The sequence below is a fragment of the Paenibacillus sp. FSL K6-4396 genome, assembly GCF_038002525.1.
GTDB classification, from domain to species: domain Bacteria; phylum Bacillota; class Bacilli; order Paenibacillales; family Paenibacillaceae; genus Paenibacillus; species Paenibacillus amylolyticus_B.
Window position 1 is genome coordinate 4,209,619 of sequence record NZ_JBBOCR010000001.1, and the last position, 23,785, is coordinate 4,233,403.

Annotated in this window: 20 protein-coding genes; 4 read left to right on the forward strand and 16 right to left on the reverse strand. The window is 44.1% G+C overall.

The features are described from left to right. The first annotated feature begins 11 nt into the window (after nucleotides 1-11). The gene (locus MHB85_RS18135) at nucleotides 12-896 is read left to right on the forward strand and encodes an AraC family transcriptional regulator (protein ID WP_105599277.1); all 885 of its coding nucleotides are present in this window, start codon (nucleotides 12-14) and stop codon (nucleotides 894-896) included. A 13-nt stretch (nucleotides 897-909) separates the two neighbouring features. On the opposite strand, the gene MHB85_RS18140 is transcribed toward MHB85_RS18135, so the two are convergent. The 4 genes from MHB85_RS18140 to licT all read right to left on the reverse strand — a co-directional run bounded on the left by MHB85_RS18140 (nucleotide 910) and on the right by licT (nucleotide 6,066). Continuing rightward, nucleotides 910-1,476: a 5' nucleotidase, NT5C type gene (locus MHB85_RS18140; RefSeq protein ID WP_105599278.1), complete on the reverse strand. Its 567-nt coding sequence runs from the start codon at nucleotides 1,474-1,476 to the stop codon at nucleotides 910-912. 168 nt (nucleotides 1,477-1,644) lie between these two features. Beyond that, the gene (locus tag MHB85_RS18145; protein WP_105599279.1) at nucleotides 1,645-3,108 is read right to left on the reverse strand and encodes a glycoside hydrolase family 1 protein; all 1,464 of its coding nucleotides are present in this window, start codon (nucleotides 3,106-3,108) and stop codon (nucleotides 1,645-1,647) included. Nucleotides 3,109-3,157: 49 nt separating this feature from the next. Beyond that, nucleotides 3,158-5,077 (reverse strand): beta-glucoside-specific PTS transporter subunit IIABC, encoded by a 1,920-nt coding sequence (locus MHB85_RS18150; RefSeq protein WP_341073347.1) that lies wholly within the window; start codon nucleotides 5,075-5,077, stop codon nucleotides 3,158-3,160. 146 nt (nucleotides 5,078-5,223) lie between these two features. After that, a complete protein-coding gene (gene licT / locus MHB85_RS18155) occupies nucleotides 5,224-6,066 on the reverse strand; it encodes a BglG family transcription antiterminator LicT (protein ID WP_341073348.1) in 843 nt (280 codons plus the stop codon). Nucleotides 6,067-6,422: 356 nt separating this feature from the next. On the opposite strand from licT, the gene MHB85_RS18160 reads away from it, so the two are divergent. Continuing rightward, the gene (locus MHB85_RS18160) at nucleotides 6,423-6,956 is read left to right on the forward strand and encodes a stalk domain-containing protein (protein ID WP_091020600.1); all 534 of its coding nucleotides are present in this window, start codon (nucleotides 6,423-6,425) and stop codon (nucleotides 6,954-6,956) included. Between the two features lie 36 nt (nucleotides 6,957-6,992). Here MHB85_RS18160 and MHB85_RS18165 read toward each other — a convergent pair whose 3' ends face one another. The 4 genes from MHB85_RS18165 to zwf all read right to left on the reverse strand — a co-directional run bounded on the left by MHB85_RS18165 (nucleotide 6,993) and on the right by zwf (nucleotide 12,042). Next, nucleotides 6,993-8,093: a metallophosphoesterase gene (locus tag MHB85_RS18165; RefSeq protein WP_091020601.1), complete on the reverse strand. Its 1,101-nt coding sequence runs from the start codon at nucleotides 8,091-8,093 to the stop codon at nucleotides 6,993-6,995. Between the two features lie 245 nt (nucleotides 8,094-8,338). Continuing rightward, nucleotides 8,339-9,757: an NADP-dependent phosphogluconate dehydrogenase gene (gndA, locus tag MHB85_RS18170; protein WP_091020603.1), complete on the reverse strand. Its 1,419-nt coding sequence runs from the start codon at nucleotides 9,755-9,757 to the stop codon at nucleotides 8,339-8,341. 60 nt (nucleotides 9,758-9,817) lie between these two features. Then, a complete protein-coding gene (fsa, locus tag MHB85_RS18175) occupies nucleotides 9,818-10,483 on the reverse strand; it encodes a fructose-6-phosphate aldolase (protein WP_091020607.1) in 666 nt (221 codons plus the stop codon). 35 nt (nucleotides 10,484-10,518) lie between these two features. Further along, complete coding sequence (gene zwf, locus MHB85_RS18180) at nucleotides 10,519-12,042, reverse strand: glucose-6-phosphate dehydrogenase (protein WP_091020609.1); 1,524 nt, start codon at nucleotides 12,040-12,042, stop codon at nucleotides 10,519-10,521. Between the two features lie 112 nt (nucleotides 12,043-12,154). On the opposite strand from zwf, the gene MHB85_RS18185 reads away from it, so the two are divergent. Beyond that, a complete protein-coding gene (locus MHB85_RS18185) occupies nucleotides 12,155-13,039 on the forward strand; it encodes a LysR family transcriptional regulator (protein WP_036672843.1) in 885 nt (294 codons plus the stop codon). Between the two features lie 97 nt (nucleotides 13,040-13,136). Here the strand turns inward: MHB85_RS18185 and MHB85_RS18190 are convergent, their stop codons facing one another. From MHB85_RS18190 to MHB85_RS18220, 7 genes are all read right to left on the reverse strand, one after another. Further along, nucleotides 13,137-15,152: a chemotaxis protein CheA gene (locus MHB85_RS18190; protein WP_341073349.1), complete on the reverse strand. Its 2,016-nt coding sequence runs from the start codon at nucleotides 15,150-15,152 to the stop codon at nucleotides 13,137-13,139. A 14-nt stretch (nucleotides 15,153-15,166) separates the two neighbouring features. Next, nucleotides 15,167-15,592 (reverse strand): chemotaxis protein CheW, encoded by a 426-nt coding sequence (locus MHB85_RS18195; RefSeq protein WP_264927214.1) that lies wholly within the window; start codon nucleotides 15,590-15,592, stop codon nucleotides 15,167-15,169. A gap of 24 nt (nucleotides 15,593-15,616) precedes the next feature. Next, complete coding sequence (locus tag MHB85_RS18200) at nucleotides 15,617-17,206, reverse strand: methyl-accepting chemotaxis protein (RefSeq protein WP_341073350.1); 1,590 nt, start codon at nucleotides 17,204-17,206, stop codon at nucleotides 15,617-15,619. Between the two features lie 546 nt (nucleotides 17,207-17,752). After that, the gene (locus MHB85_RS18205; protein WP_341073352.1) at nucleotides 17,753-18,433 is read right to left on the reverse strand and encodes a hypothetical protein; all 681 of its coding nucleotides are present in this window, start codon (nucleotides 18,431-18,433) and stop codon (nucleotides 17,753-17,755) included. A gap of 207 nt (nucleotides 18,434-18,640) precedes the next feature. Further along, complete coding sequence (locus tag MHB85_RS18210; protein ID WP_105599289.1) at nucleotides 18,641-19,237, reverse strand: cupin domain-containing protein; 597 nt, start codon at nucleotides 19,235-19,237, stop codon at nucleotides 18,641-18,643. 135 nt (nucleotides 19,238-19,372) lie between these two features. Then, a complete protein-coding gene (locus MHB85_RS18215; protein ID WP_341073353.1) occupies nucleotides 19,373-20,329 on the reverse strand; it encodes an aldo/keto reductase in 957 nt (318 codons plus the stop codon). Nucleotides 20,330-20,463: 134 nt separating this feature from the next. Further along, the gene (locus MHB85_RS18220) at nucleotides 20,464-21,258 is read right to left on the reverse strand and encodes a helix-turn-helix transcriptional regulator (protein ID WP_223199727.1); all 795 of its coding nucleotides are present in this window, start codon (nucleotides 21,256-21,258) and stop codon (nucleotides 20,464-20,466) included. Between the two features lie 174 nt (nucleotides 21,259-21,432). Between MHB85_RS18220 and MHB85_RS18225 the strand changes: the two genes are divergently transcribed. Further along, complete coding sequence (locus MHB85_RS18225) at nucleotides 21,433-22,971, forward strand: hypothetical protein (RefSeq protein WP_105599292.1); 1,539 nt, start codon at nucleotides 21,433-21,435, stop codon at nucleotides 22,969-22,971. Between the two features lie 84 nt (nucleotides 22,972-23,055). Here the strand turns inward: MHB85_RS18225 and MHB85_RS18230 are convergent, their stop codons facing one another. Continuing rightward, nucleotides 23,056-23,778, reverse strand: coding sequence for a GntR family transcriptional regulator (locus tag MHB85_RS18230; RefSeq protein WP_105599293.1), 723 nt, complete (start codon nucleotides 23,776-23,778; stop codon nucleotides 23,056-23,058). Nucleotides 23,779-23,785 lie beyond the last annotated feature (7 nt).

The window sequence follows — 23,785 nt, forward strand, 5'->3', positions numbered from 1 at the left end:
GAGGTTGCATTGTGAATTCATCTGTACAACTCATGAAAAGCGAATACTTTCTACATAATCATCTGCAACTTTTTGTCAATCGTTGCTCTGAAGATTTTGTGCTTCCTTTTCACGCACATGAATTTATTGAGTATAGCTATGTTGCCGAAGGAAAGGGCTTTCATCATATCGGTGAAGATATCATTCCCGTGACAAAAGGCATGCTGTTTGTCATTCCTGTTGGTGTTCCTCATGTCTTTCGTCCTGTAAGCACAAACGTAACCGAGCATCCATTAATTATATATAATTGTCTGTTTAATGCTGATTTGATCAACACGCTGACAGCCATCATTCAGGAAAAAGAAATCATTCAACATCTGATGAATCTGGGACAAAATCAAGTTCCTTATATATCCGTTGTGGATCACAACGACCGGATTGAAGAACTAATGGTGAAGCTGTACCGTGAATCCTCCGTTCCGGGAATCGGTTCCTCTACCATGTTATACACCCTGGTGAGCCAGCTGGTATTGATGACCTACAGACAACTTTATCAAAAGGAACATGATGTAGAGAATTATTCCACCGGTTTTGATTACATTCTTCATTATCTCAAACAACACGTAAGCAATCGTATTCGGATGTCTGATCTGGTCCGTGTATCGGGCTGGAGCGAGAAGCAAATTGGACGAATGTTTCTTCGGCATACCGGACAGACCTTTAGCGGCCACCTGCAACATCTGCGCATACAAAAAAGCTGCGAAATTCTAAAGAATTCACAGCACAAAGTCAGCCTGATTGCAGAGCTGGTCGGATATCGGGATATGGATTCATTCTATGCCGCATTCAAAAAAATAACAGGCGAAACACCTCTCGCCTATCGCAAAAAATCCAGAGCATTGCACTCTGGACAATAAGGTTAACTAACTTTCAGACATTAACAACCTGTAACACTTCATCTATGTATGCCTTGGCTTCTTTCCATGAAGACATCAACGGAAAGTTGTATCGCTCACGCTCCTGTATATTCCACGGATGCGGGATACAGATAACCTTTTTGCCGTCCTCATGCGCGGGAATCAGGTTATGTGCTCCATCATCAATGAGCAGATCGAAACCGAGCAAGTTTTTTCTTTTGCATGTAATAAACTGTTCAGCGGTTATAAAAGGCATGTGCTGCTGAAGCCAGTTCCACTTCTCAACGACTGTTTTTGGTTCTGCTGCCGTCACGACAATGACATCATAAGCATCGTTCAGCTTTCGCATCTCATCTACAACATACTCGTCATATAATTCCAATTCCTCGAACAGACCCGGCCGACCATAAAATACATCGTGCGTGCTCTCTGGATGACGCAAATGAGATGTATCCCAATGAATCATATCCTCATACCGCAACGGATGGGTCGGGAAGTTGAGGTTGTTGTGATATATGGCCCGCTTGACCAGATGACATATCGTGTCATCCATATCTACAGCAATAATAGGCTTCTTCATGGTTATCCCTCCCCCAATACGATCACAGTATACCATCCAGTATGTTATGAAGTCATCCTTTTTACTTTGAAGTGCCATTAGCGCTGATGAGAATCCTGCGAGATGATAATAAAAAGGCACCCCGATGACGTAACACTAGCTACGCCTGGGGTGCCTCTTTTGATTAATTTATTCCAAGTTTTCACCATTAGAGGCGATGACTTTTTGGTACCAACCAAAGCTCTTTTTCTTATATCGATTCAATGTGCCTTGTCCGTTGTCGTCCTGATCCACGTAAATCACGCCATAACGCTTGGACATTTCCGAAGTGGATGCACTGATAATATCAATCGCTCCCCAGTTGGTATATCCCATCAGGTCCACACCATCCATAACGGCTTCTTTCATTTGGGTAATATGTTTTCTCAGATAATCAATACGGTAATCATCGTTGATGGAACCGTCTGCTTCAACCGTATCTTTCGCTCCAAGTCCATTCTCTACCACAAACAATGGCAATTGGTAACGATCATACAGTTCTTTCAATGCAACGCGCAAACCAATCGGATCAAGCTGCCAGCCCCACTCCGTACGCTCGAGATTCGGGTTCTTAATCGTGCTGTACAGGTTACCACCCGTCACTCCATATTCCTCTGGATTTACTGCGGACACCAAGGATGTGTAATAACTGAACGAGATGAAATCAACCGTGTGCTCACGCAGGATCTGCTCATCCCCTGGTTCCATGGCAATCGTAATCCCGTTCTCTGCCCAATACCGAGCCATGAACGTTGGATAACTACCACGAACTTGTACATCCGTATGCAGCAGGTTCAGCTGGTTATCGATCTGTGCTTGCAGCACATCCTCTGGCTTCGATGTCGCCGGGTAGTGAATCATGCGTGCAAGCATACATCCGATCTGGAAGTTCGGGTTAATCTGACGTGCTTTTTCTGTTACCAGGCTGCTGGCTACAAATTGATGGTGAAGTGCCTGATAGGAAGCCTGCATCGTATTCTCCACCCGGTCTTCAATAATACCTCCGCCTGTGAACGGTTCAATAATGGTCGTGTTAATCTCATTAAACGTCAACCAGTATTTTACTTTGTCTTTGTACCGGGTCATTACGGTTTCCGCATATCTCACAAAATGTCCAATCACTTCACGGCCAGCCCAGCCGTTATATTTCAGTACAAGTGCCATAGGCATCTCATAATGCGAAAGTGTTATCAGTGGTTCGATATCGTATTTCCGGAGTTCATCGAACACTTCGTCATAGAAGCGCAGTCCCTCTTCATTTGGCTCGGCATCATAACCATTCGGGAAAATACGCGGCCAGTTGATGGACAGACGGAATGTCTTGAAGCCCAGCTCGGCAAACAGCGCAATATCCTCTTTGAAACGGTGGTAAAAATCAATCCCGTAACGCTTCGGATAACCTTCCGCGCTATGATGTGCCATTGCTTTCTCAACCGTTGCACTGGTAACATGCATCAGTTCTCTAAGGTTGGTGTAGTCCTTTTTCTCAAAATAAGGAACCATGTCGGCCGTCGACCATCCTTTGCCGCCAGCATCGAATCCACCTTCAGCCTGATTGGCGGCAATAGCGCCGCCCCACAGAAAACCTTCCGGAAACCCTTGTCGATTCATCATCCGTATCTCTCCTTCTTTTTTTGAATTTGTCTATTAGTCCTAAGATGGTTTAGATTTCAGCTTTCAAGACGTCTTCACCCATCGTGATTTCGCCCAATTTCACAGGTAGAACCTGCTTGTAATCTGCCGTATTGGTAACAACCATAGCGGTTGTAATATCGTATTCTTTTGCAATCTCGGCCAGTTCAAATGTGAGTAACTTGTCTCCAGCTTGTACACGTGCTCCTGTAGCAACATGTGCATCAAAGTACTGTCCACGCAGCTTCACCGTGTTAATTCCAACATGAATCAACAATTCCATTCCGTTATCACTACGGACAACGATCGCATGTTTTGTTTTGAACACATTCATGATGGTACCTGTCACTGGAGATACCAATTCCCCCAACGTTGGAACAAATGCCACACCTTTACCCATCAATTCATCACCGAATGTTGGATCATTGACTTCTTGGAGCGGGATCGCTTTACCTGTCATCGGTGCAACGGCTACCGCATTACTCGTTGGTGTTGGAGCGCCCATGTCGTCCACGTTCACGCTTGCAGCATCGCTAGAAGCTACTTTCGCTGGTGCTGTAGAAGCACCCGGTGAGAATTGAGCCAACGCCTCAGCGTCTCCTTCTTCTTCTTTGATACCAAATATTGTAGACATAATCGTACCGACGACAAAGGCCAAAATCATACCTCCAAAGGAATACCAGAACGTCTGTCCGATCAGGGAAGGAAGTCCCGGGAGACCACCGTTACCCGCAAGCACATACGCTTTCGCTCCAAAAGCTAGAGCGAATCCACCACCTACTGCGCTACCAATCATCGCTGCAGCAAATGGTTTTTTGTATTTCATGTTTACGCCGTACATAGCCGGCTCCGTTACACCCATGAGTGCTGTGAAGCTCGTTGATAATGCCACGGTTTTGAGTTTTTTATCTTTTGCCCGGAAGAATACGCCGAGTGTCGCACCAGCCTGACCCATATTGGAGATAAAGGTCAGTGGCAAGAATTTATCAAAGCCCAGTGTTGCGATATTACTCAGGATGATCGGCACAAGTGCATAGTGCATTCCTGTCATAATAATGAGCGCCATCGCGCCGCCCAGAACAATACCTGCAATCAATCCGCCTTCATTCAGCAGCCAGTTGATGCCGCCGGACAATCCGCTACCTACAAATGTACCCAATGGACCGATCGCAATCAGCGTTACCGGAACCATAACAAGCAAGGTTATCAGTGGCACAAGCAATAGCTTGAGTGCAGCAGGGATAACGCGATCAACCCATTTCTCAACGTAGGACATCAACCATACTGCAAGAAGAATCGGGATAACCGATGAAGCATAACTTACAGCCGTAACCGGGATTCCCAGGAACCCAACCGATTCACCGCTAGATAACAATGCTGTCATGTCTGGATACATCAGTGCCGTACCTAGTGCAATCGCAACAAACGGGTTACTACCGAATTTACGAGCCGCGCTGACTGCAATCAGTAAAGGCAAGTAGTGGAATACGCCGTCACCGATGGCTGAAAGAATACGATACGTATCCGTTCCAGCAGACATCCAACCCAATGACACGAACAGGGCAAGTAATCCTTTGAGCATACCTGCCGCGGTAATCGCTGGGAGCATCGGAGCAAAGACACCTGCGATTGTTTCAAAAATTTTCAGTACTACATTTTGTTTTTTATCCGACTTTGGCTCTTTATTTTCTGTACTTTGCTGGATTGCCGGATTTTCCTTCACCATGGCATCGAATACTTTTGCCACATCATTACCGATAATGACCTGGAATTGATCCCCCGAAATGTTCGTACCCATGACTTTGTCCAGTTTATTAAGTGAACCGTTATCGACTTTATCGTTGTCTTTCAGATCAAAACGCAAACGTGTGACGCAGTGATAAACTGAGTTAATATTGTTTGTTCCCCCAACGGCTTTAATAATTTCCTGCGCCGTTTCCTGATGTTTCATGATGTTTTCCTCCTCATTTTTCCAATAAAAAATACCCGAATGAATATAGCGCAAAAATGTGGCGCCATCTCATTCGGGTATTGCCTGATTGAACAGTAACAAGCCCATAGGGTATACAGTTGTAATTTCAGACTGTTGCGTGAACATTATACGTCCCGCTTGGTTTTCATCAGACGTTCCAGATGGAGCGTTAGATATAACTGCTCCGAGTGAGTCATGTCATACTGATAATTCTTATGGATAAAAGTCTCGATCTTGCCAATACATTTGAATGTCTCCGGATAGTTTTTCCGAACCACTTCATACAAATACTCCTCGGCATCATCATGTGAAGAATGCGTAATGACACGCTGACAGAAATACTTCAAATGGGTGATGAAGCGGAAATAATTGACGCTATCTTCATCCAATTCGATATTGAAGTGATATTTGATGATATTCATAATCTCCTGCAGCAGCTGCATTAGATGGGTGACATCGTTCATGGAATCATTGACTTCCGCATTGATGAAATGTAAGGCAATATTACAGATTTCATCTTTGGGAAACTCAATATCCAATCTTTCCTTCAGCAAGGTCAGTGCTTCTCTGGCCACATCATACTCCGCCTTATAGAAGTGCTGAACTTCCCAAGAAAGTGGATTACGAGTAATCATTCCTTTTTCCAAGCGCTGAACAGCAAAGTGAATGTGATCAGACAGCGAGACGTAGATCCCGTCACTGATGGTTTTGTTCAATTGCGTTCGTGCCAGTGTCACAATATCATCTGTTGCCTGCAGAATCTCAATCGGCACTTCAGCTACGATGGATTTGAATTTCTCATAAATCGATGCATCCTGAAGACGAAATACCTTCTCAATCCGCTCTTCATCAATCTCATCGCCTGCTTTGAACTTAAATCCGATACCCCGGCCGAGGATCAGCAGTTCCTGATTTTTGTCATCCACGGTACTGACAATATTGTTATTAAATATCTGTTTAATAATCATTATGGACCCACCTGGTTTTTTTTGAGGAATAAAAAAGGGCAAAACCAAAACAGAAATAATAAAATCATTTCCATAGTGGTTTTGCCCGCATTACCGGTAACAAGCCTCGGATATAATTTATCATAACCTGAAAACGGTGTCAACCCAAAAATACTACTATTGCTATTACACTTCATTCCCTTACATGAGTCTTCTCCCTAAGCTTCCACGTTTAAGGGTGCATATGCTTTAGTATTCACATTTTGGAGCAGATTCAAACGAAATATTCCCAACGACTCATCGCTTGAATTGAATGAGATTATAACTAAAGTAAATGTTTTGAAGGATTTTTCACCTTAAATAGAGAAATGATTTAATTGAAGGAAGTAATTTTAGATAAAGGGGATTTATTCGTGAGGGACAAAGTAAAAGGATTACTCATTGGTATCACAATTGGATCAATGCTTACAGGAGTTACAGCTTATGCAGCATCAGGAACGCCCATAAAAGCTTTACTACAGAAAGTAAATATTTATGTAGATGGAACAAAGAAGTCGACAGCTAATGCAATAACTTATAACAATACTACATATGTACCAGTTAGAAGCATAAGTACTGCACTTGGTGAGAACGTAGCTTTAAAGTCTAACAATCTGTACATTGGCAAACAACCATTAGTTAAACTAACAGGGAATGAAGCGTTTGAACTGTTATATAAAAAAATTAAGAAAGAAATCGAAATGTATAGCCTAACTGTTGGAGAGGAATCCAAAGACGGAGATTTTTATGTAATGCGTTCATTCTCAGACAGAGAAACGTATGAAGTGACTTATGGCCTTTACTACATCCACATGTACACAGGGGAAGTCTACGAATGGAACTTCAAATCCAAGAAAATGGTTAAACTATAGTTATTAAAAGGCCCTTCTCTCGAAGGGCCTTCATCATTACTGGAACGTCACATTAATCTGCACAATCTCCGAACGACTGCTTGTACGAATTGGAGGTCCCCAGAATCCAAATCCGGAGGTTACGATGGAATGCATGGAACCCTTTTGCAGATAGCCCCAATCATTCTCGTAAATAGCCTGTGTGATGAACTGAGCAGGTGCAATCTGACCGCGGTGAGTATGACCGGATACCACCAAATCTACATTGTTCTGTTCCGCAATATCCAGATCATATGGCTGGTGATCCATCATAAGTACCGGTTGGCTCAAGTCCGTATTTTGCATTAAAGTAGCCACTTCTGCACGATCCTTCTCTGTCCGGTCTTTCCGTCCAATGAGAGTGATCTTGTCATCCAGGACAATCTTGTCATCGTACAGAACTTGCATGTTGCTCTTCTCCAGCGCAGCGATCAGATCTTCAATCGGACCATCAAACTTGTCGTGATTCCCGAGAGAAGCATAAACACCGTATGGGGCCTGAATTTCACTGATAATGTCGGCAATTCCGCTATTAAGGTACATATCCAGATTGTCATCAATAATATCTCCAGGATACAGTACCAGATCCGGCTTCAAAGCATTAATCTCCTCCACCATGCGTTTGGCATGTGCGGGACCAGATAGAAGTCCGAAGTGCATATCGGCAGCCATGACAATGTTAAGCTTGTCTACACCTTCTACTTTTTTATCAATCTGGATATTATATGTTCTCACTACCGGGCTGTAAGCATTGAAAATTCCATACCCCATTGTGGACACTAACAGCACCAGCGTAACGACACCCGCCCATTTCTGTGTGTGATGTCTAGGAATACGAGTTAATCTCAGCAACCACATCGTCAGGTGGACGACGGGCAGGATCAACAATAACAACGAGAAAATCGCCAGCCAGTAAGAACCGATGATTCCGAGGAACGAAATGCTTCCAAATACCCGTGCCAAAATGAAGGAAACGGCAAGGAATACAAGCGCTATAATATAAAACCATCGAAATCTGGCGGACACGATAGGCTTCATCCAACTCCAACCGCTCCAGCCTATGTAGAACACTAATAAACCGTATATCACTAAAAACAATATACCCACTAATACAAACATGCCCGGTCTAACCTCCACGTCAATAAGTTGTATGCTGAATTTTTATCACGGATGTAATTCCGTCTGAACAAGTATAACGTAGTTGAAGGGTCAGATCATCTGTTTGCCAAACCCAGATTCGTACATTTTATTACAATTTGATGATATTCAAATTCGAACCATTAACGAGAAAAGCATCCCTGCCGCTGCCCTGAATAGCTAAATTCAAGGACAACTGCAGGAATGCTATATTTTCGGAATTAAAATTACTCGTTTGTGTCCATCCACTGGAAGTGGAATGAACCTTCTTTGTCCACACGTTTGAATGTGTGAGCACCGAAGTAGTCACGTTGAGCTTGCAGCAAGTTTGCTGGCAAACGCTCTGTACGGTAGCTGTCGTAGTAAGAAAGAGCGCTGGAGAAGCCAGGTACCGGAATCCCTTGTTTTACAGCAGCCGCTATAACTTCACGCCATGCACCTTGATAAGATTCAACGATGTTTTGGAAGTAAGGATCCAAGAGCAGGTTTTTGAGTTCTGCATCTTTGTCATATGCTTCTTTAATGTTTTGCAAGAACTGCGAACGGATGATGCAGCCGCCACGGAAGATCATGGCAATGTTGCCGTATTTCAGATCCCAGCCGTATTCATCGGAAGCTGCACGCATTTGTGCAAATCCTTGTGCATAGGATACGATTTTACTTGCAAACAATGCTTTACGCACGTTCTCAATGAACGCTTTTTTGTCGCCAGAGAATGCTTCAGTTGCTGGTCCACTCAGGATTTTGCTAGCTGCTACACGCTCGTCCTTCATGGCAGACAGGAAACGGGAGAATACGGATTCCGTAATCATGGACAATGGAACGCCGAGATCCAGCGCACTTTGGCTTGTCCATTTACCTGTTCCTTTTTGTCCAGCCGCATCCAGAATAACGTCAACCATTGGTTTACCTGTTTCTGGATCGTATTTGGAGAAGATATCTGCCGTGATTTCGATCAGGTAGCTGTCCAGCTCCCCTTGATTCCACTCAGTAAAGATCTCATGTAACTCTTCAACGGAAACGTTCAATACGGATTTGAGCAAGTGATAAGCTTCACCAATCAACTGCATGTCCCCGTACTCGATACCGTTATGCACCATTTTCACATAGTGTCCAGCACCGTCTGGTCCGATGTATGTGCTGCAAGCGTCATCGCCCACTTTGGCGGAGATCGCTGTCAGGATCGGTTCTACCAACTGATAAGCACTTTCCTGTCCACCTGGCATGATTGCCGGGCCTTTCAGTGCGCCTTCTTCACCACCGGATACACCTGCTCCGATGAAGCGGAAACCTTTTTCTTCCAGTTCTTTACTGCGACGTTGTGTGTCAGGGAAGTAAGCATTACCTCCGTCGATAATAATATCGCCTTGATCCAGATGAGGAAGCAGTTGTTCGATCGTTGCATCTGTTGCTTTACCTGCTTGTACCATGATCAGAATTTTGCGCGGAGACTCCAGGGATTCCACGAATTCTTCAATTGTGAACGCACCTGTCAGGTTTTTACCTTCTGCTTCTTTAAGAAGATCATGGGTTTTCTCTGGGGAACGATTAAATACCGATACCGAGAACCCTTTACTTTCAATATTCAAAGCCAGGTTTTTACCCATTACTGCCAATCCAATAACACCAATCTGTTGTTTACTCATTATGTCCTCCCAATACTCCATTATTTATATAGTAAGTTGAAACGAATGAATGGTTATAGATTATTGTACTGTTTTTTTCCAGTCTGCTGCAAATTTGTCCATACCTTGATCTGTCAGCGGGTGTTTGGAGATCTGTTCAATAACGGAGAATGGAACAGTAGCAATATGTGCTCCAGCCATCGCTACACGTGTAACGTGATCCGGATGTCTTACGGAAGCCGCAATAATCTGTGCATCCAGGTTATGTGTACGGAACAATTCAGCAATTTTGGTAACCAATTGTACGCCATCCTCAGAGATATCATCAAGACGTCCCAGGAATGGAGATACATATGTCGCACCAGCACGAGCAGCCAGAAGCGCCTGGTTCACAGTGAAGATCAACGTTACGTTGGTTTTCACACCTTTTTTGGTCAAGTAACGGCAAGCTTCAAGTCCTGCAAGTGTCATTGGCAATTTGATCGTAATGTTTTTGTCGCTGTTGTTAATTTTGATCAATTCGTTCGCTTGTGCAATCATATCTTCAGCAGTAAGGGCATCTGGTGTCACTTCCGCAGAAACGGACTCCACTTCAGGTACCAAACGCAAGATTTCTTCAATACGATCTTCGAATTTCACGCCTTCTTTGGCTACCAAAGATGGGTTTGTTGTTACACCAGACAATACGCCGATTTTGTATGCTTTTTGAATATCTTCCACGTTAGCTGTATCGATAAAAAATTTCATGATTTAATTACCTCCAGATATAATTTTTTTATGGTTTAGAGATTCGCATTAACCGCCAAGGGTATGCTATTTGTAACTAAAGACTCCTGATCCGCTGGCTCATCAAACCACCAGTGGTGACCATCTTCTTCAAGCATAACATCTGATTCAGCCGGACCATAGCTACCTGCAGGATACAGGTGAAGTGGCAACAGATTTTCCTGGAATGCATCCAGAATGGGTTGCACCCACGCCCATGACAATTCTACTTCATCCCAATGGGCAAAGAATGTTGGATCACCCAGCAAAGCATCACGAATCAGATTCTCGTAAGCTTCCGCAAGGTCACCTTTATCCGGAGAAAGATCGATATGAACCGGTTTGAATTCACCTTTATTCTCAGGATCACTTGCATTCAGTTGCAATGTCATGCTCTGATCCGGACTCATCTCAATGACGAGCAGGTTTGGCTTGGAACCCTTGTTTTTCAGCACATTTGTCTGTCCTGAAGGTTCTTTGAATTCAATCACGATACGTGTTGATTTCTCCTTCATTCTTTTACCCGTGCGAATGTAAAACGGAACACCACGCCAGAAGAAATCATCAATTTGCAATTTGGCAGCAATGAATGTGTCATTCATCGTATTCTCGGCTACACCCGGTTCAGCAGCATAAGCATTGACCGGTTTACCTTGAATGCTGCCTTCTGCATACTGTCCACGGATGATGTTTGCGCCCACAGTTTGTTTTTGTAACGGCTGGATCGATTCCATGATGTGCTTTTTCTTCAATCCAACTTTTTCGGAAGTACTGTTGTATGGAAGCTGAATCGCCATCATCATGAGCAATTGCAACATATGATTCTGGAACATGTCTCGCACTGCACCAACATGATCATAATAGGATGCACGTTCTTCGACACCTACAGTCTCATTCGCTGTAATTTGCACATTGGAGATGTAACGGTTATTCCATAACGCCTTCATGATTGGGTTACTCTGGTGCAACGTCTCCAGACGCTGTACCATCGGTTTGCCCAAATAATGGTCAATCCGATAAATCTCTTCCTCCGTGAACGATTCGCTTAATTTGCGATTAAGGTCTCTGGCGGACTGCAGATCGTGACCAAATGGCTTCTCGATGACGAGGCGCTTCCAGCCCTCTGTGGAACCCAGTCCACTTTCTTGAATATTCTCGGCAATCGGTTCGAAAAATTCCGGACCAACCGAGAGATAAAACAAGCGATTGGACGGAATGCCAAGCTCAGCTTCTCTTTGTTCAACTAATCCCAACAGCTTTATATAATCTTCCTTATGGCTTATATTCAATACACTGTAGCGGAAAGCTTTCACAAATGACTTCACAACTTCAGGATCCGCTTGGCGTCTGGAAAATTCATTTAATGATTTTTCCACTTGTGCCTGAAAGAATTCATCAGACCACTCTCTACGCCCCAGACCAATCAATGAGAAGGTTTCAGGAAGCTTCTGCTCAAGATATAAGTTATATAAGGCAGGATATATTTTTCTTTTGGCTAAATCGCCAGTAGCACCAAATAAAACAATGGTAGTTGGTTCCATCTCACCGTTCTCCTTCCAAGTAACTCTGGTTTCTTTGTTGTAGTTACACTATAATACGTTTTATAGCTATACAAGTAATTAATATATTTCACAGGAGCTATAGACCACATCTATGACTACAAATTACGAACTATATAAAGTCTTTTATTGGGCCGCCAAAACGGGAAGTTTGACACAGGCTGCGAAAGCACTGTATATCACTCAACCCAGCGTCAGTCATGCCATTAAGCAATTGGAAGAGAGCTTTGGTCTCACCTTGTTTTATCGAAATTCCAAGGGTGTAGCGTTGACACAGGAAGGTGCCAGTCTATACTCCTATATTGAACAATCCCAGATTCTGATCTCACTTGCGGAAGAAAAAATGGCCGCACTGAAGAATCTCGACAATGGTGAATTGAGAATTGGTGGCAGTGACTCCCTGTTCAAGCATTACATGCTGGCGTATCTGGAGGAATTCCACACCTTGTACCCTAATATCAAGCTACATCTGAGTCATGGAACCACGCCGGAAGTCATTACGTTTCTGAAGGAAGGCAAAATCGACCTTGGTGTGGTTCGGATGCCCATCGTTGATCCACAGCTCGAAGTCAGGGAAAGCATTCAGTTAAAAGACTGTTTTGTAGCTGGAGAGCGTTATGCTCAGTTAAAAGGCAAAGTCATGACACTTGAGATGCTTCTGGAGCATCAACTGATCCTCTTCTCCCGGAACAGTCGGGTTCGGATGGCTATAACTGAGTTGTTTAACAGCTATAATTACACGTTGAAGCCTGAGATTGAGGTTGGTAGCGTTGATCTGTTGATTGAGTTTGCGCGTCGAGGACTGGGTATTTCCTATGTCACACGTGAGTTTATCTCCAAGGAGCTGGAGGAAGGTTCTCTCTTCGAGATTCAGCTTGATGTCCCGCTGCCCCCTTCCCATGTGGGGATTATGACCAAACGCAATATGCCGATCTCTCTGGCTGCCAACAGGTTTATGGATCTCATTTTCAAATCCTGAGTGGTCACCATGTCAAAAGGTACAACAAAGAGCCCCACCATCCAGTCATGGATGATGAGGCTCTTTGGCTTGCATAATGTATGTGTTTATCTAACGATTAAAGACTCACCAGATAGGACGCGTCCAATATAAGGGCAACCTTACCATTACCGAGGATTGTTGCTCCAGATAGATGGTTCATCGCTCCCAGATAAGTACCAAGCGTCTTAATAACGACTTCCTGATTGCCTATAATCTCATCTACAGCGTATGCTGCAATTTTGTCAACGGAACGTACGATCACCAGTGGAATGGTCTTAGATTTGCGGTCCGTTCGTGGATAGTTGAGCCTGTCGCACAGTCGGTGAAAAGGTACTATGCGTCCATGATTCAGGATCGCTTGTTGCCCCTGAATCATCTGAATATCTTCAGGTGAAATTCGAACAATCTCAGCAACATTATACATCGGCAAAATCAGCACACGACCCGATACTTTGACTAACAGACCTTTAATAATCGCCAAAGTGAGCGGTAAACGAATCGTAAACGTGGTGCCAACACCAACCTCCGTATCAATATTAATGATACCGTTAAGCCGCCCGATCTGGCTGCGCACAATGTCCATTCCAACACCGCGACCTGATACTTCACTTACAGAAGAAGCTGTGGAGAAGCCGGGCTCAAATATGAGATGTACAGCCTCCTGTGTTGATAGACGTGCAGCCTGTTCCTCACTAATGATGCCTTTGCCCAAGGCGGAAGCCTTGATCTTCTCCCCATCAATACCTTTGCCATCATCCGAATACCGAATAACGACATGATTCTCTTCATGGAACGAAGTTAAGGTAATACGTCCCTTGGACGGCTTGCCTAACTCTCCACGAACCACTGCGCTTTCAATGCCATGATCAGCACTGTTGCGGATGAGATGAATTAGCGGGTCACTCAATTCTTCAATAATCATCCGGTCAAGTTCAGTCTCTCCACCTTGAATAACCAGTTCCAGATCTTTACCAAGCTTCTGCGCTAGGTCACGAACCAATCTCGGGAAGCGACTGAATAGTTGATCAATAGGTAACATCCGTGTCTTCATTACACCTTCTTGCAGTTCCTTGATAACCCTGCCCATATGATCAGATACTCCACCAATACTCTGGATGAGTGAGGAAGACTCCTTACGCGCGCCCGATCCACTCAGATCTGCTAGGGATGTCTGATCAATTAACAGTTCACCGACCAAATTCATCAAATGGTCCAGACGTTCAACACTCACACGAACTGTAGGTTGAGCAGCTTTCACTTTCTCATCTGGCCCAGTTGTATTCAAGGCAGGCAAGCTCTGTTTCGTTTGCTCTGTTTCTGAGATTAATTCAAGTGGTGCAGAACCGGCTGCAACCTCATTGGATTCCAGCAGATATGGATCAATCTCCAGCATATGAATATCCGAGTCTGAAGACAGCTCTGCCTTAAGCTGCTGGGGATCCTTCGACGTTGCTACGATGATTATGAACTGACCATAATGATCATCTTCATTCTGCGCGCCCGGTTGACTCTCCATGAGCGAAGTAGCGACAACCGTACCACAGATGTCCTCAATACGTTGGCGCAGAATATGATATCTGGCCGCTTTCATCATGCACTTCTGCTCCAGCACGATATGAATGGACAATAACTGCTTACCTGACACTATAGCCACCTGTGCCACAATCGATTCTGCTGATTGCAATTGAGGTACTTTAAGTTGCCCGACTGCTGCCTGGGTCTGAATTAAATCCTTTATTTCTCGTACTACTGCTCGAAAATCTCCATAGGCTTCCCCACGTATGTACTGATCACGAAGTACCTTCATGGCGTCCAAAGAGCGAAACAATGTATCAATTAGCTCCGAAGTCATCTCCGGTTTTTTCTCCCGGACCCATTCAAGAGCATACTCCACTTCATGCGTGAGATCGCTTAATTCTCGGAAATCCATTGTGGATGCCGATCCCTTGATGGTATGAGCTGCCCGAAAAAGCGTCTGAACCAGTTCAACAGAAGGCGAAAGCTCCAATGCCAATAAAGACTGATCCATACGTTCCAGTTGGTCATTCAGTTCTTCGATAAAGATGTCACGGTAGGCAGACAAATCCATCATTCGTATATACCTCCCTAACCGCCCAATATTTCGTCCAGTTTCAAAATGCCCACAAGCTTGTCTTCCTGTTGACCCACACCATGGAATAAACCTTCACGGTTACGTCCGTAACCTCCGGTTGGCGGATGTATTTCCGAATATGTGGTTACCTTGTTCACGCGATCCACGATCAAGCCAATATATTCATCCTGATACCGAACTACGATAATTCGAGTTGCTCTGGTATCCGGTTCATCCGGCATACCCAGCAGGTTGCGCAGGCTCATCACACATACAACCTTGCCACGCAGATTAACTACCCCTTTGATCTCTGGACGGCTGAATGGGATATCTGTAATGCTGAGCATTTTAATAATTTCGTGAATTTCTTCGATTCGAATGGCGCAAGTCTCTGCACCTACCGACAGCTCAATATATTGTTCCTTCTGAAGTGAAGACATCGATTCACCCTCAATTCAATTTTATTAATTTGTTTTGAAGGCAGCTGCCGAATTCGCCAGTTCTTCCGCCAGATTTGCCAGAGACTGGCATGTTGCTGCCGTCTCTTCAGACGCCGCTGCGGATTCCTCACTGGAAGCCGAGATGGATTCAACAGAGCTCATCACCTCTGCGGCTTGGGCTGCTTCTTCTTCACATGCAGCAGCAATTTCGTTTACTTTCTGTGAAGAGTTATTGACCATATCAATAATCTGATCAAACGCCTGTCCAGTCATAGAAGACTGCTCAACACTGGCTGCTACGGCTTGCACACTTTGTCTCGTATTTTCCTGCATCGCTTTGATGATGGCTGTAATTTCTTTGGTCGCCTCGCTGCTTCGTTCTGCAAGCTTCCGGACCTCATCTGCCACTACGGCAAATCCTCGCCCTTGTTCTCCCGCTCGTGCCGCTTCAATTGCTGCATTCAGCGCAAGCAGATTGGTCTGCTCAGCGATATCGTCAATCACCTCAATGATGTCACCGATTTTACGAGAATCATCTTCAAGTTTGGTCATTTTCGTATTAACAGCTTGCATACCTTCCAATGAAGTCTGTACTACAAGTCCACCTTCACGCGCAGTCTTCACAGTGTCATTGGACAATTCAGCCGCTTCTTCGGCACTTGCAGCGACGGAGTTAATGGCAAGTGAAAGCTCCTTGAACAATTCGGAGATGTTTCCTGCTTCGCTGGATTGGCTTGTGCTGGTACTTGCGATTTCCTGTGTACTGGCCGAGATCTGTTCCGAAGAAGCAGCAACACTTTGGGAGTTCATCACGATATTGTTGATTAACTCTTTCAGGTTGTCGACCATACGATTCAGTGCTACGGCCAGTTGACCCACTTCATCTTTGCTGGAGATGTCTGATTTGAGGGTAAGATTACCATTAGCCACTTCCGTTGCCAGTCCCAACATGGACATGAGTGGTTTCGAAATCGAGCGAGAGATGATATATCCAATGAGGATACTAAAGAGTACAGATGCGACCACCATAACAATCGTTACCGCAAATGCTGTGTTGTAAGCTTCTTCAGACTTGATGTTAGCTTGTTCTGCGAGGGTTACATTGAGGTTCACCAGGTCTGCGAGTGTTTGTACCACCTCATCGCCAGGAGGTTTCAATGTCGCTTTCAGAAAAGCGATAAAAGCGGCATCATCCTCTGATATCGCCATAGTCACGCCCTGATCATACAGTTTCATATAACTGTCGTACTGGGTATCTAATTTACGAAGCAGTTCCATTTCTTCCGGAGTAGTAGCAAGAGGACGGTACGTAGCAAGTCGCTCCTCCATGGATTGACGAATTGTAGCGATATTTTCAGTAATTCGGGTCTGTTCAGCTGCCACAGTTTCGTAGTTCAAATCACGCACGTTTACCCGCATCCTCTGATAATCAACCTGGGCCGAGGATAGTTCTCTGACCGAAATCAAATTGTTGTTATACATTTCTTGCATTCGTTCATTCGTACTTCTCAATGTTACTACGGAGTAGACCCCAAGCGCCGCAAGGATTATCGACACAATTAAAAATGCTGAGATAATCTTTGTTGCTGTTTTCAAGTTTCCAAACCACTTCATGTAATCTCCTCCTAGGCATCTTAGTGTCCAGTTATGTATATAACGCTATGTAAACCCTTCTCTTGGTCGCGCTCCAGACAACTTACGATCTATTTCGACATAAATATATTAAAACTGAATAGAAGATTTTTATTTATACAAATTTGCACTATTGTGAATTTTTATTTTGGATATAAAGAATCTACTTTTTAATATTTTTTATACTTATTTCCTATCAAATCGTTATTACAACTTACACATATACGTATAATGAACAATTTTCATTGACATACACATACATCTCCACCAAACCTTCATGTAATATGGTATTCTTATATTTACACAAGAAACTGTATAGTTCATACGTCTAACACATATCATATTCCATCAAAAAAAATATTTTTTTTTTGATGTTTTCACACCCATTTCATGACTTAAGTCTAATAAATGTACACTTATACTGAGTCCAATTTCCCATTTAAAAAAACCAAACCTGAATCAACAAAGTTTGGTTTTGAAGCGAAAAACACACTCTTCAAATAACATAAAACCCATTTAAAACTAATTTTATGTGTTATATAACTGATCCAATTCCATTAAGCGTTCCTTAATCCTGTGCGGAATAATATCAAACAGATTATCCCATGTCATGAACATCTCCGGCTTTAATAGATATTCTTCGAACTCCATGGTAGGTACGAACGCTTTGGTCTTTAGATAACGTTCCACCTGAGCATCAATCTGTTCATTCGTTTCAAAATAACCTTGGAATAACTCATTCACAAGTAGCCCATCACATCCAGCTTCGGCACCTGCTGCACTATACAGGTTTGGCAATAAGTCAAATACAACCGGAAGTGGTGAGAAAGCATGTTTGCCAGGCTGCGAGTACAGACATACATGATGTCCAACCACATTGACCCGTTCCTTCAACAATCCACGCAGAACCTTCCCATGAAAGCTCGCTTCACAGTCTACTACCTCTCCGTTATGACCCACATATATCCATACATGCTCCATTTCGTACAGATGTCCAATCTCATAATCCCACCAAATTGCATATTCAATTACATATTGTACTACCTCGGTCGGAAACTTAATGTCCCTTCTGAACGATGGTGAAGGCCCAGATTGATGTAACACAGAAATGCCAACAAAATCCGGATAAAAGGGTTCGTTTCTATCAAACATCAAGATAGGTGCATAACTCATTGCAGTTTCAAGTGTTTTCATTTCTGACATGTTCATTCATGAGTCCTCCGTTTTTGTTGGATGTTCATACTATACTAACAGAGAACGTAACACACTGACTCAGGCATTATGAATTTTTTTCTAATATAATGCCAACCCCTCCATGAACTTCATACAATAATCACATCGACACGTCAAAAAACCTGCAACTGTTATTCTCCAGTTACAGGCTCTGTACTTATATAATGAATAAGGAATTTTGAATTATGATTTCAGCTTATCGGATGGTGACACGGACGTCTTGGAAGGCGAAGTCGATTGATCAGAAACCTGCGTATCACATCCTATTGGAGGGCCCAGAATGGCATCATTTTTAATGGACGCAACGGCTTTGGCATACGCCTCTTCATCCAAACAGTACGCGCGGTGAGCCACTTCCGGCGGTGTAGCTGCCAAGAAATCCGCTCCAAACACAATATCAGGAGTTGGTTGATCAAAGATAGTTAATACATATACATCATCTGTCTCAGCAACAAACCAGTGAAACCAGCCTTTCGGAAATACCACAACCTGACCTGGTTTCAGACGATATGTCAATCGTTCACGCGTAAACGGATTGAAGACTGACGCTGTAACTTCACCGCTGATAACCACGATCATCTCCGTGACATTGGTGTGCCAGTGCGGCTGCACAATGATTCCTTTGCTTAAGTACACGTTGAAGAAACCATTCGCAATGGTCGGCAGCTGTTCTCCAAACAACTGGGTTACATAGTTGCGTGAATCCCTCTGATAATTGACCACCGCATTGGAATCGGCAGCTAGCGGAACATTTGGAGCTTGCAAAATCGGATTCATCATACGATCATTTCTCCTCCTTGAGCATACATCTCATTGTTGTACTGTATGCCGGAGAGTAGAAAGATAATACCGATGACCTGTTATACATTCTTTTTCATCCGAAACTGTTGGTTTCTTGTATCTTGTCTTAAGGAGCTAGACTTGGCCAGGGAATCTGCCTCCGGCTGCAATGCCTTGGGGAGATATGCGATCAATCTGCTTCATCTCTTCATCCGTAAGCGAAACTTCTAACGCGCCTAAGTTCTCGTAAACTCTATCCAAATTACGGGTCCCCGGAATCGGAACGATATGTTCTCCCTTTCCAAGTAACCAGGCCAGAGCAAGTTGAGAAACCGTGCATCCTTTTTCCTTAGCCATCTCTTGGATCAATCCAACAACCTCCAGATTTTTCTGAAAATTCTCACCTTGAAAACGCGGATAGTGACGACGATAATCGTCTTCCGGCAAATCATCTATAGATCGGATCTGACCAGTCAGGAAGCCACGTCCCAATGGGCTGTATGGAACCAAGCCAATGTTCAATTCATGCAGGACAGGCATAATCTCATCCTCAAGTTCTCGACTCCACAAGGAATATTCCGTCTGCAACGCTGTAATCGGATGAACAGCATGTGCACGACGAATGATCTCTACCGGCGCCTCGGACAAACCAATATATCGAATCTTACCCTGTTGAACCAGATCGGCAAGTGTACCTACCGTCTCTTCAATGGGGGTATTCGGATCAGGACGATGTTGATAATAGAGATCGATATAATCCATTCCCAGGTTGTAGAGACTCGCATCTACTGATTTTTTGATGTAGGCTGGATCTCCCTTGGGACCCTGTGTGTGCGTAATACCGAATTTGGTGGCAACAACAACGTCAGATCTTCGGCCCTGAAGCGCACGCCCAAGCAGTTTTTCATTCCCTCCAAATCGCTGTTTTTCATACTCTCCGTACAGATCCGCCGTATCAAACATAGTGACTCCTGCATCCAATGCACCCTGAATGGTATGTACCGATTCGTCATTATCCGGCATCATCATCACACCCAGGCCGAGCCCAGATATACGTAATTTGTCATTGCCTAACGTTCTTGTCTTGAGCATGAGGCTCCCTCTTTTCATATTAAAATAGAAACGATAAATAGCTACGTTGAGCTTAAGTTCATTCTATTTCACTCCCGAGACCCCAACCACACTCCGTGTATGCTAGTAAAGAAATTACTAGTCTATTCAACCTTCTACATGACAACAGGAACATAAATACAGCAATGAATGCCTGATTGGCTGTTCAGATTATTCATGGAATAGATATCGTACGCATGTACAACACCATCTGCCCGATCCGTCGTTTCAAGCAGCACACGATTGACTTGTTTTAATTCGACTTGGTGCAGGTTCCAGATCGTTCGGAAGTCCACACTTTCTTCACTCAATTGTTTCACGATTCTGGCAAATTCGGGGTCACTCGGATACTTATCATAATACGTACGGAAAACAGCTACCGAGTGCCGCGCGAATTCCTCCCAGTTGTGCATACGCTCCCTGAGCGTTGCATCTAAAAATAAAATCCGCATCATTAAACGCTCATTCATATTCATCGACGAGAAGTTAAAGAGGTTCGTATCAGCTGCTTCATTCCAGGCAAGTACCTCAGACCGTTCATTAGTTATAAAGGAAGGATGAGTTAACTGGCCAATAATGCTCTGCCAACCTGGCTCCAGCTGTGAATACGAAGCAAGGAATTCATGTTCCGTATTCGGGTCCCATAAGTCAAACAGATGACTCTTCTCTTCCGGCGTTAACCGGAGCGCGTTCGCTATACTTTGCATTACTTCTCGTGAAGCTGCTAACTCCCTACCTTGTTCAAGCCATGTGTAGTACGTTGCGCTGACACCAGCCAGTACCGCTACTTCTTCCCGCCTTAGCCCCGGTGTTCTTCGCTGTCCATATGATCCTGACAATCCAACTTGTTCCGGTTGAATGCGGCTTCTCCGTGATTTCAAAAACTCACCCAGTTTTTTGTTACGGCTCATACCTGTATCCATAGACATCGTTCCTTTTTATAAAAGTATTCAAGCCTATTCGACTCTATCCCAAAATGGTAGTCTCTGAATGACTTTGATATAATTCATCTATTATTAGTTCTGCAGAATCCTTGGTTTACAAGTAGCTTAGCATCGAATGGTGCAGAACGAAAGGAGCATAACGTGATCCCCAATATTGGAGATGTGTACTGCGTGTACGCCGAAAAATTACAACAATACACCGCCTGCCAGGTAATTAGGCTGAAAGAAATGGAAGGTAAACCTTCCGACACGCTTGCCTCTGTTCTTCAGTTGGATTGGACAGGTGATCAACTGCCTAATGAAATGCAGCTTCATCAGATGAAACCACTGATCTGTAATTTCTATTTCTGGCATGATCGACTTGCCCATAGTTTCGTGAGTGCTAATGTTCCTTCACAGTATGTGCTTGCAGGCAACATCCCTCCTCTCTACACCGAGGAAACGAATACGTATGGTGGAGGCTGGCCAATCGGAGAAAGTCTCTATCTCCAGCGCGAATGGGAACGTATCGATGCGCACCGAAGAGCACAGTTCAAACAAGCCGCGGATGATGACACACAAATCATGGTTGGCGATCGTGTAATGCGAAGCAGTACGAGTACACTCCGTGAATTCAGCCCAAAGTCTGCCGAAGAGGTAGCCGAACTTGCAAAGCTGCCTTGTCTGACACATATTGAAATGGATGGGTACTCGGAATCAATCTTTCCATTTATAGAGGAAAACCCGTTCATTAATGAACTTCATCTCTCTAATCATGGTCAAACAAAACTGGATATCAGCAGGAGTCACCTGACCAACCTTATTGTGGATGTCAGCGGGTTGAAGGAGTTAATTTTGAACTCAAAGATGAAGAGTCTGAATTTCACAGGTGAGCTGTCTCCTGGTATGCATATTGTGGCGCATGAAGACGGTAAATGCATCACTCTCAATGTTCCATCAGGCCTGCCACAGGTTACGGGTATCTCACGACTTGAAGGTCTGTATATCAGAGAGATCACGGAACTCAATCTGGAGCCACTTGTGCAGTATTATCCTGAACTTTCAGAGTTGCGATTTTGGGGTAAACCCGGCAAGGTATCCCATATAGAATCGATTCAGCACTTGGCGAATTTGCAAACATTTACTACATATGACCTGTTCGGCTTCAATGGTGAACAATTCCCTGATCCAGAGCAACTTCCAAAATTGGCTACGCTGTGGCTAACCAGCCTGCCTGCCGATGCAGCCAAATCGATCAAAACAAAATATAAAAAATCCGCTAATTCAGGCCTTGATATCGAGATCACCAAAGCACGCAAACCGGAGTGGCTTGCGGAGAACCTGAACAATCCGTTTCGGGATTGGGATGGGCGTGACCACATCAAGGCAGCTCACGCAAAAAAAGCAGCTCAATTGTACAAGCAGTGCTTAAAGGAAATCCGTCAATTAAGTCAAGTCTCCATCGATCAGGAGTCTCTACACAAACAGCTCGTCTCCATGGTTGAGAACTACACACAGACCTTCAACAAGATGGATGCCAAGGCCGGCTTTATTGAAACTGTTGAGCGGGAAGAAATTTATGTTGTTCTAACGGAGTTACTGAATCAGTTACAGGAGAATTTGGAACTGCGTCAAGATGATTTAATTAAGGTCAATCACGAGGAATTATATGAGGTATTTGATCGTTTGAGGGATTTCTAGTTTACGCAAAAAGGGTCCTGTTATGAATATTGCAGGACCCTTTTTAGTATGAATACGATTTCTTTCACGATATGTCCGCCGGCCTCAAGTGTCATAACTAACCAGATAATGATGAAGTTCCGTGTTATAACAGCCGATACTGTGCTCAATTAATCTGCCTTCTTCGTCGAAGGAGTTACGAAGGCGCTTGAGCAGATGCGTTCCCGGGGGGATTTTCAGTAGTTGGCATACCTCAGGAGCTGCCGGCTCTACAAAGAAACGGTCTTTGAAGCTCTCCAGCAAAATGTCGTTCTCCTCCAGTGAATCATACAGCGATTGGATGTCTGCATTCATTGCTTCCTTGCCTCCGCCGGGCAATGCAGCTGCTGCCAAGAAGTGTATCAGATGAATATAAGGTTGTCCGTTAAGAATATAGAGCCTTTCAATCCGCTGGCAGTACGGCCCGTAGAGACCATATTGCTCCGTTCCGGCATCATTGGTCAGTAACCGGGAATTCAGAACTTTCTTTTCAAGCTTATGGCCCTCTTCTACGAGCAGTTCCGTAAACCGTTTGCCCTTTGAGAGCTTCTGATGAGAGGTATTGCGCATCACTATCGTTCCAACACCGCTTTTCTTCTGCACGTAGCCTTCCTGGGACAGCTCTTGGACCGCACCGCGGACTGTCATTTTACTGACCCCGAATTCCTTTTCGAGCTGTGGTTCGGAGGGAATGATGCTTCCGAGAGGATATACACCATGTAGAATCCGATCTTTGAGAATTTTTTGGATTTGCTGATATAAAGGACCTTGCTTGCGCTTTAGGGACACTCACTGT

Bases quoted from the DNA above. Each gene is read 5' to 3' on its own strand.
- MHB85_RS18140 (WP_105599278.1), bottom strand. From the start codon at position 1,476: ATGAAGAAGCCTATTATTGCTGTAGATATGGATGACACGATATGTCAT.
- MHB85_RS18145 (WP_105599279.1), bottom strand. From the start codon at position 3,108: ATGATGAATCGACAAGGGTTTCCGGAAGGTTTTCTGTGGGGCGGCGCT.
- MHB85_RS18150 (WP_341073347.1), bottom strand. From the start codon at position 5,077: ATGAAACATCAGGAAACGGCGCAGGAAATTATTAAAGCCGTTGGGGGA.
- licT (WP_341073348.1), bottom strand. From the start codon at position 6,066: ATGATTATTAAACAGATATTTAATAACAATATTGTCAGTACCGTGGAT.
- MHB85_RS18165 (WP_091020601.1), bottom strand. From the start codon at position 8,093: ATGTTTGTATTAGTGGGTATATTGTTTTTAGTGATATACGGTTTATTA.
- gndA (WP_091020603.1), bottom strand. From the start codon at position 9,757: ATGAGTAAACAACAGATTGGTGTTATTGGATTGGCAGTAATGGGTAAA.
- fsa (WP_091020607.1), bottom strand. From the start codon at position 10,483: ATGAAATTTTTTATCGATACAGCTAACGTGGAAGATATTCAAAAAGCA.
- zwf (WP_091020609.1), bottom strand. From the start codon at position 12,042: ATGGAACCAACTACCATTGTTTTATTTGGTGCTACTGGCGATTTAGCC.
- MHB85_RS18185 (WP_036672843.1), top strand. From the start codon at position 12,155: ATGACTACAAATTACGAACTATATAAAGTCTTTTATTGGGCCGCCAAA.
- MHB85_RS18190 (WP_341073349.1), bottom strand. From the start codon at position 15,152: ATGATGGATTTGTCTGCCTACCGTGACATCTTTATCGAAGAACTGAAT.
- MHB85_RS18195 (WP_264927214.1), bottom strand. From the start codon at position 15,592: ATGTCTTCACTTCAGAAGGAACAATATATTGAGCTGTCGGTAGGTGCA.
- MHB85_RS18200 (WP_341073350.1), bottom strand. From the start codon at position 17,206: ATGAAGTGGTTTGGAAACTTGAAAACAGCAACAAAGATTATCTCAGCA.
- MHB85_RS18205 (WP_341073352.1), bottom strand. From the start codon at position 18,433: ATGAACATGTCAGAAATGAAAACACTTGAAACTGCAATGAGTTATGCA.
- MHB85_RS18210 (WP_105599289.1), bottom strand. From the start codon at position 19,237: ATGATGAATCCGATTTTGCAAGCTCCAAATGTTCCGCTAGCTGCCGAT.
- MHB85_RS18215 (WP_341073353.1), bottom strand. From the start codon at position 20,329: ATGCTCAAGACAAGAACGTTAGGCAATGACAAATTACGTATATCTGGG.
- MHB85_RS18220 (WP_223199727.1), bottom strand. From the start codon at position 21,258: ATGAGCCGTAACAAAAAACTGGGTGAGTTTTTGAAATCACGGAGAAGC.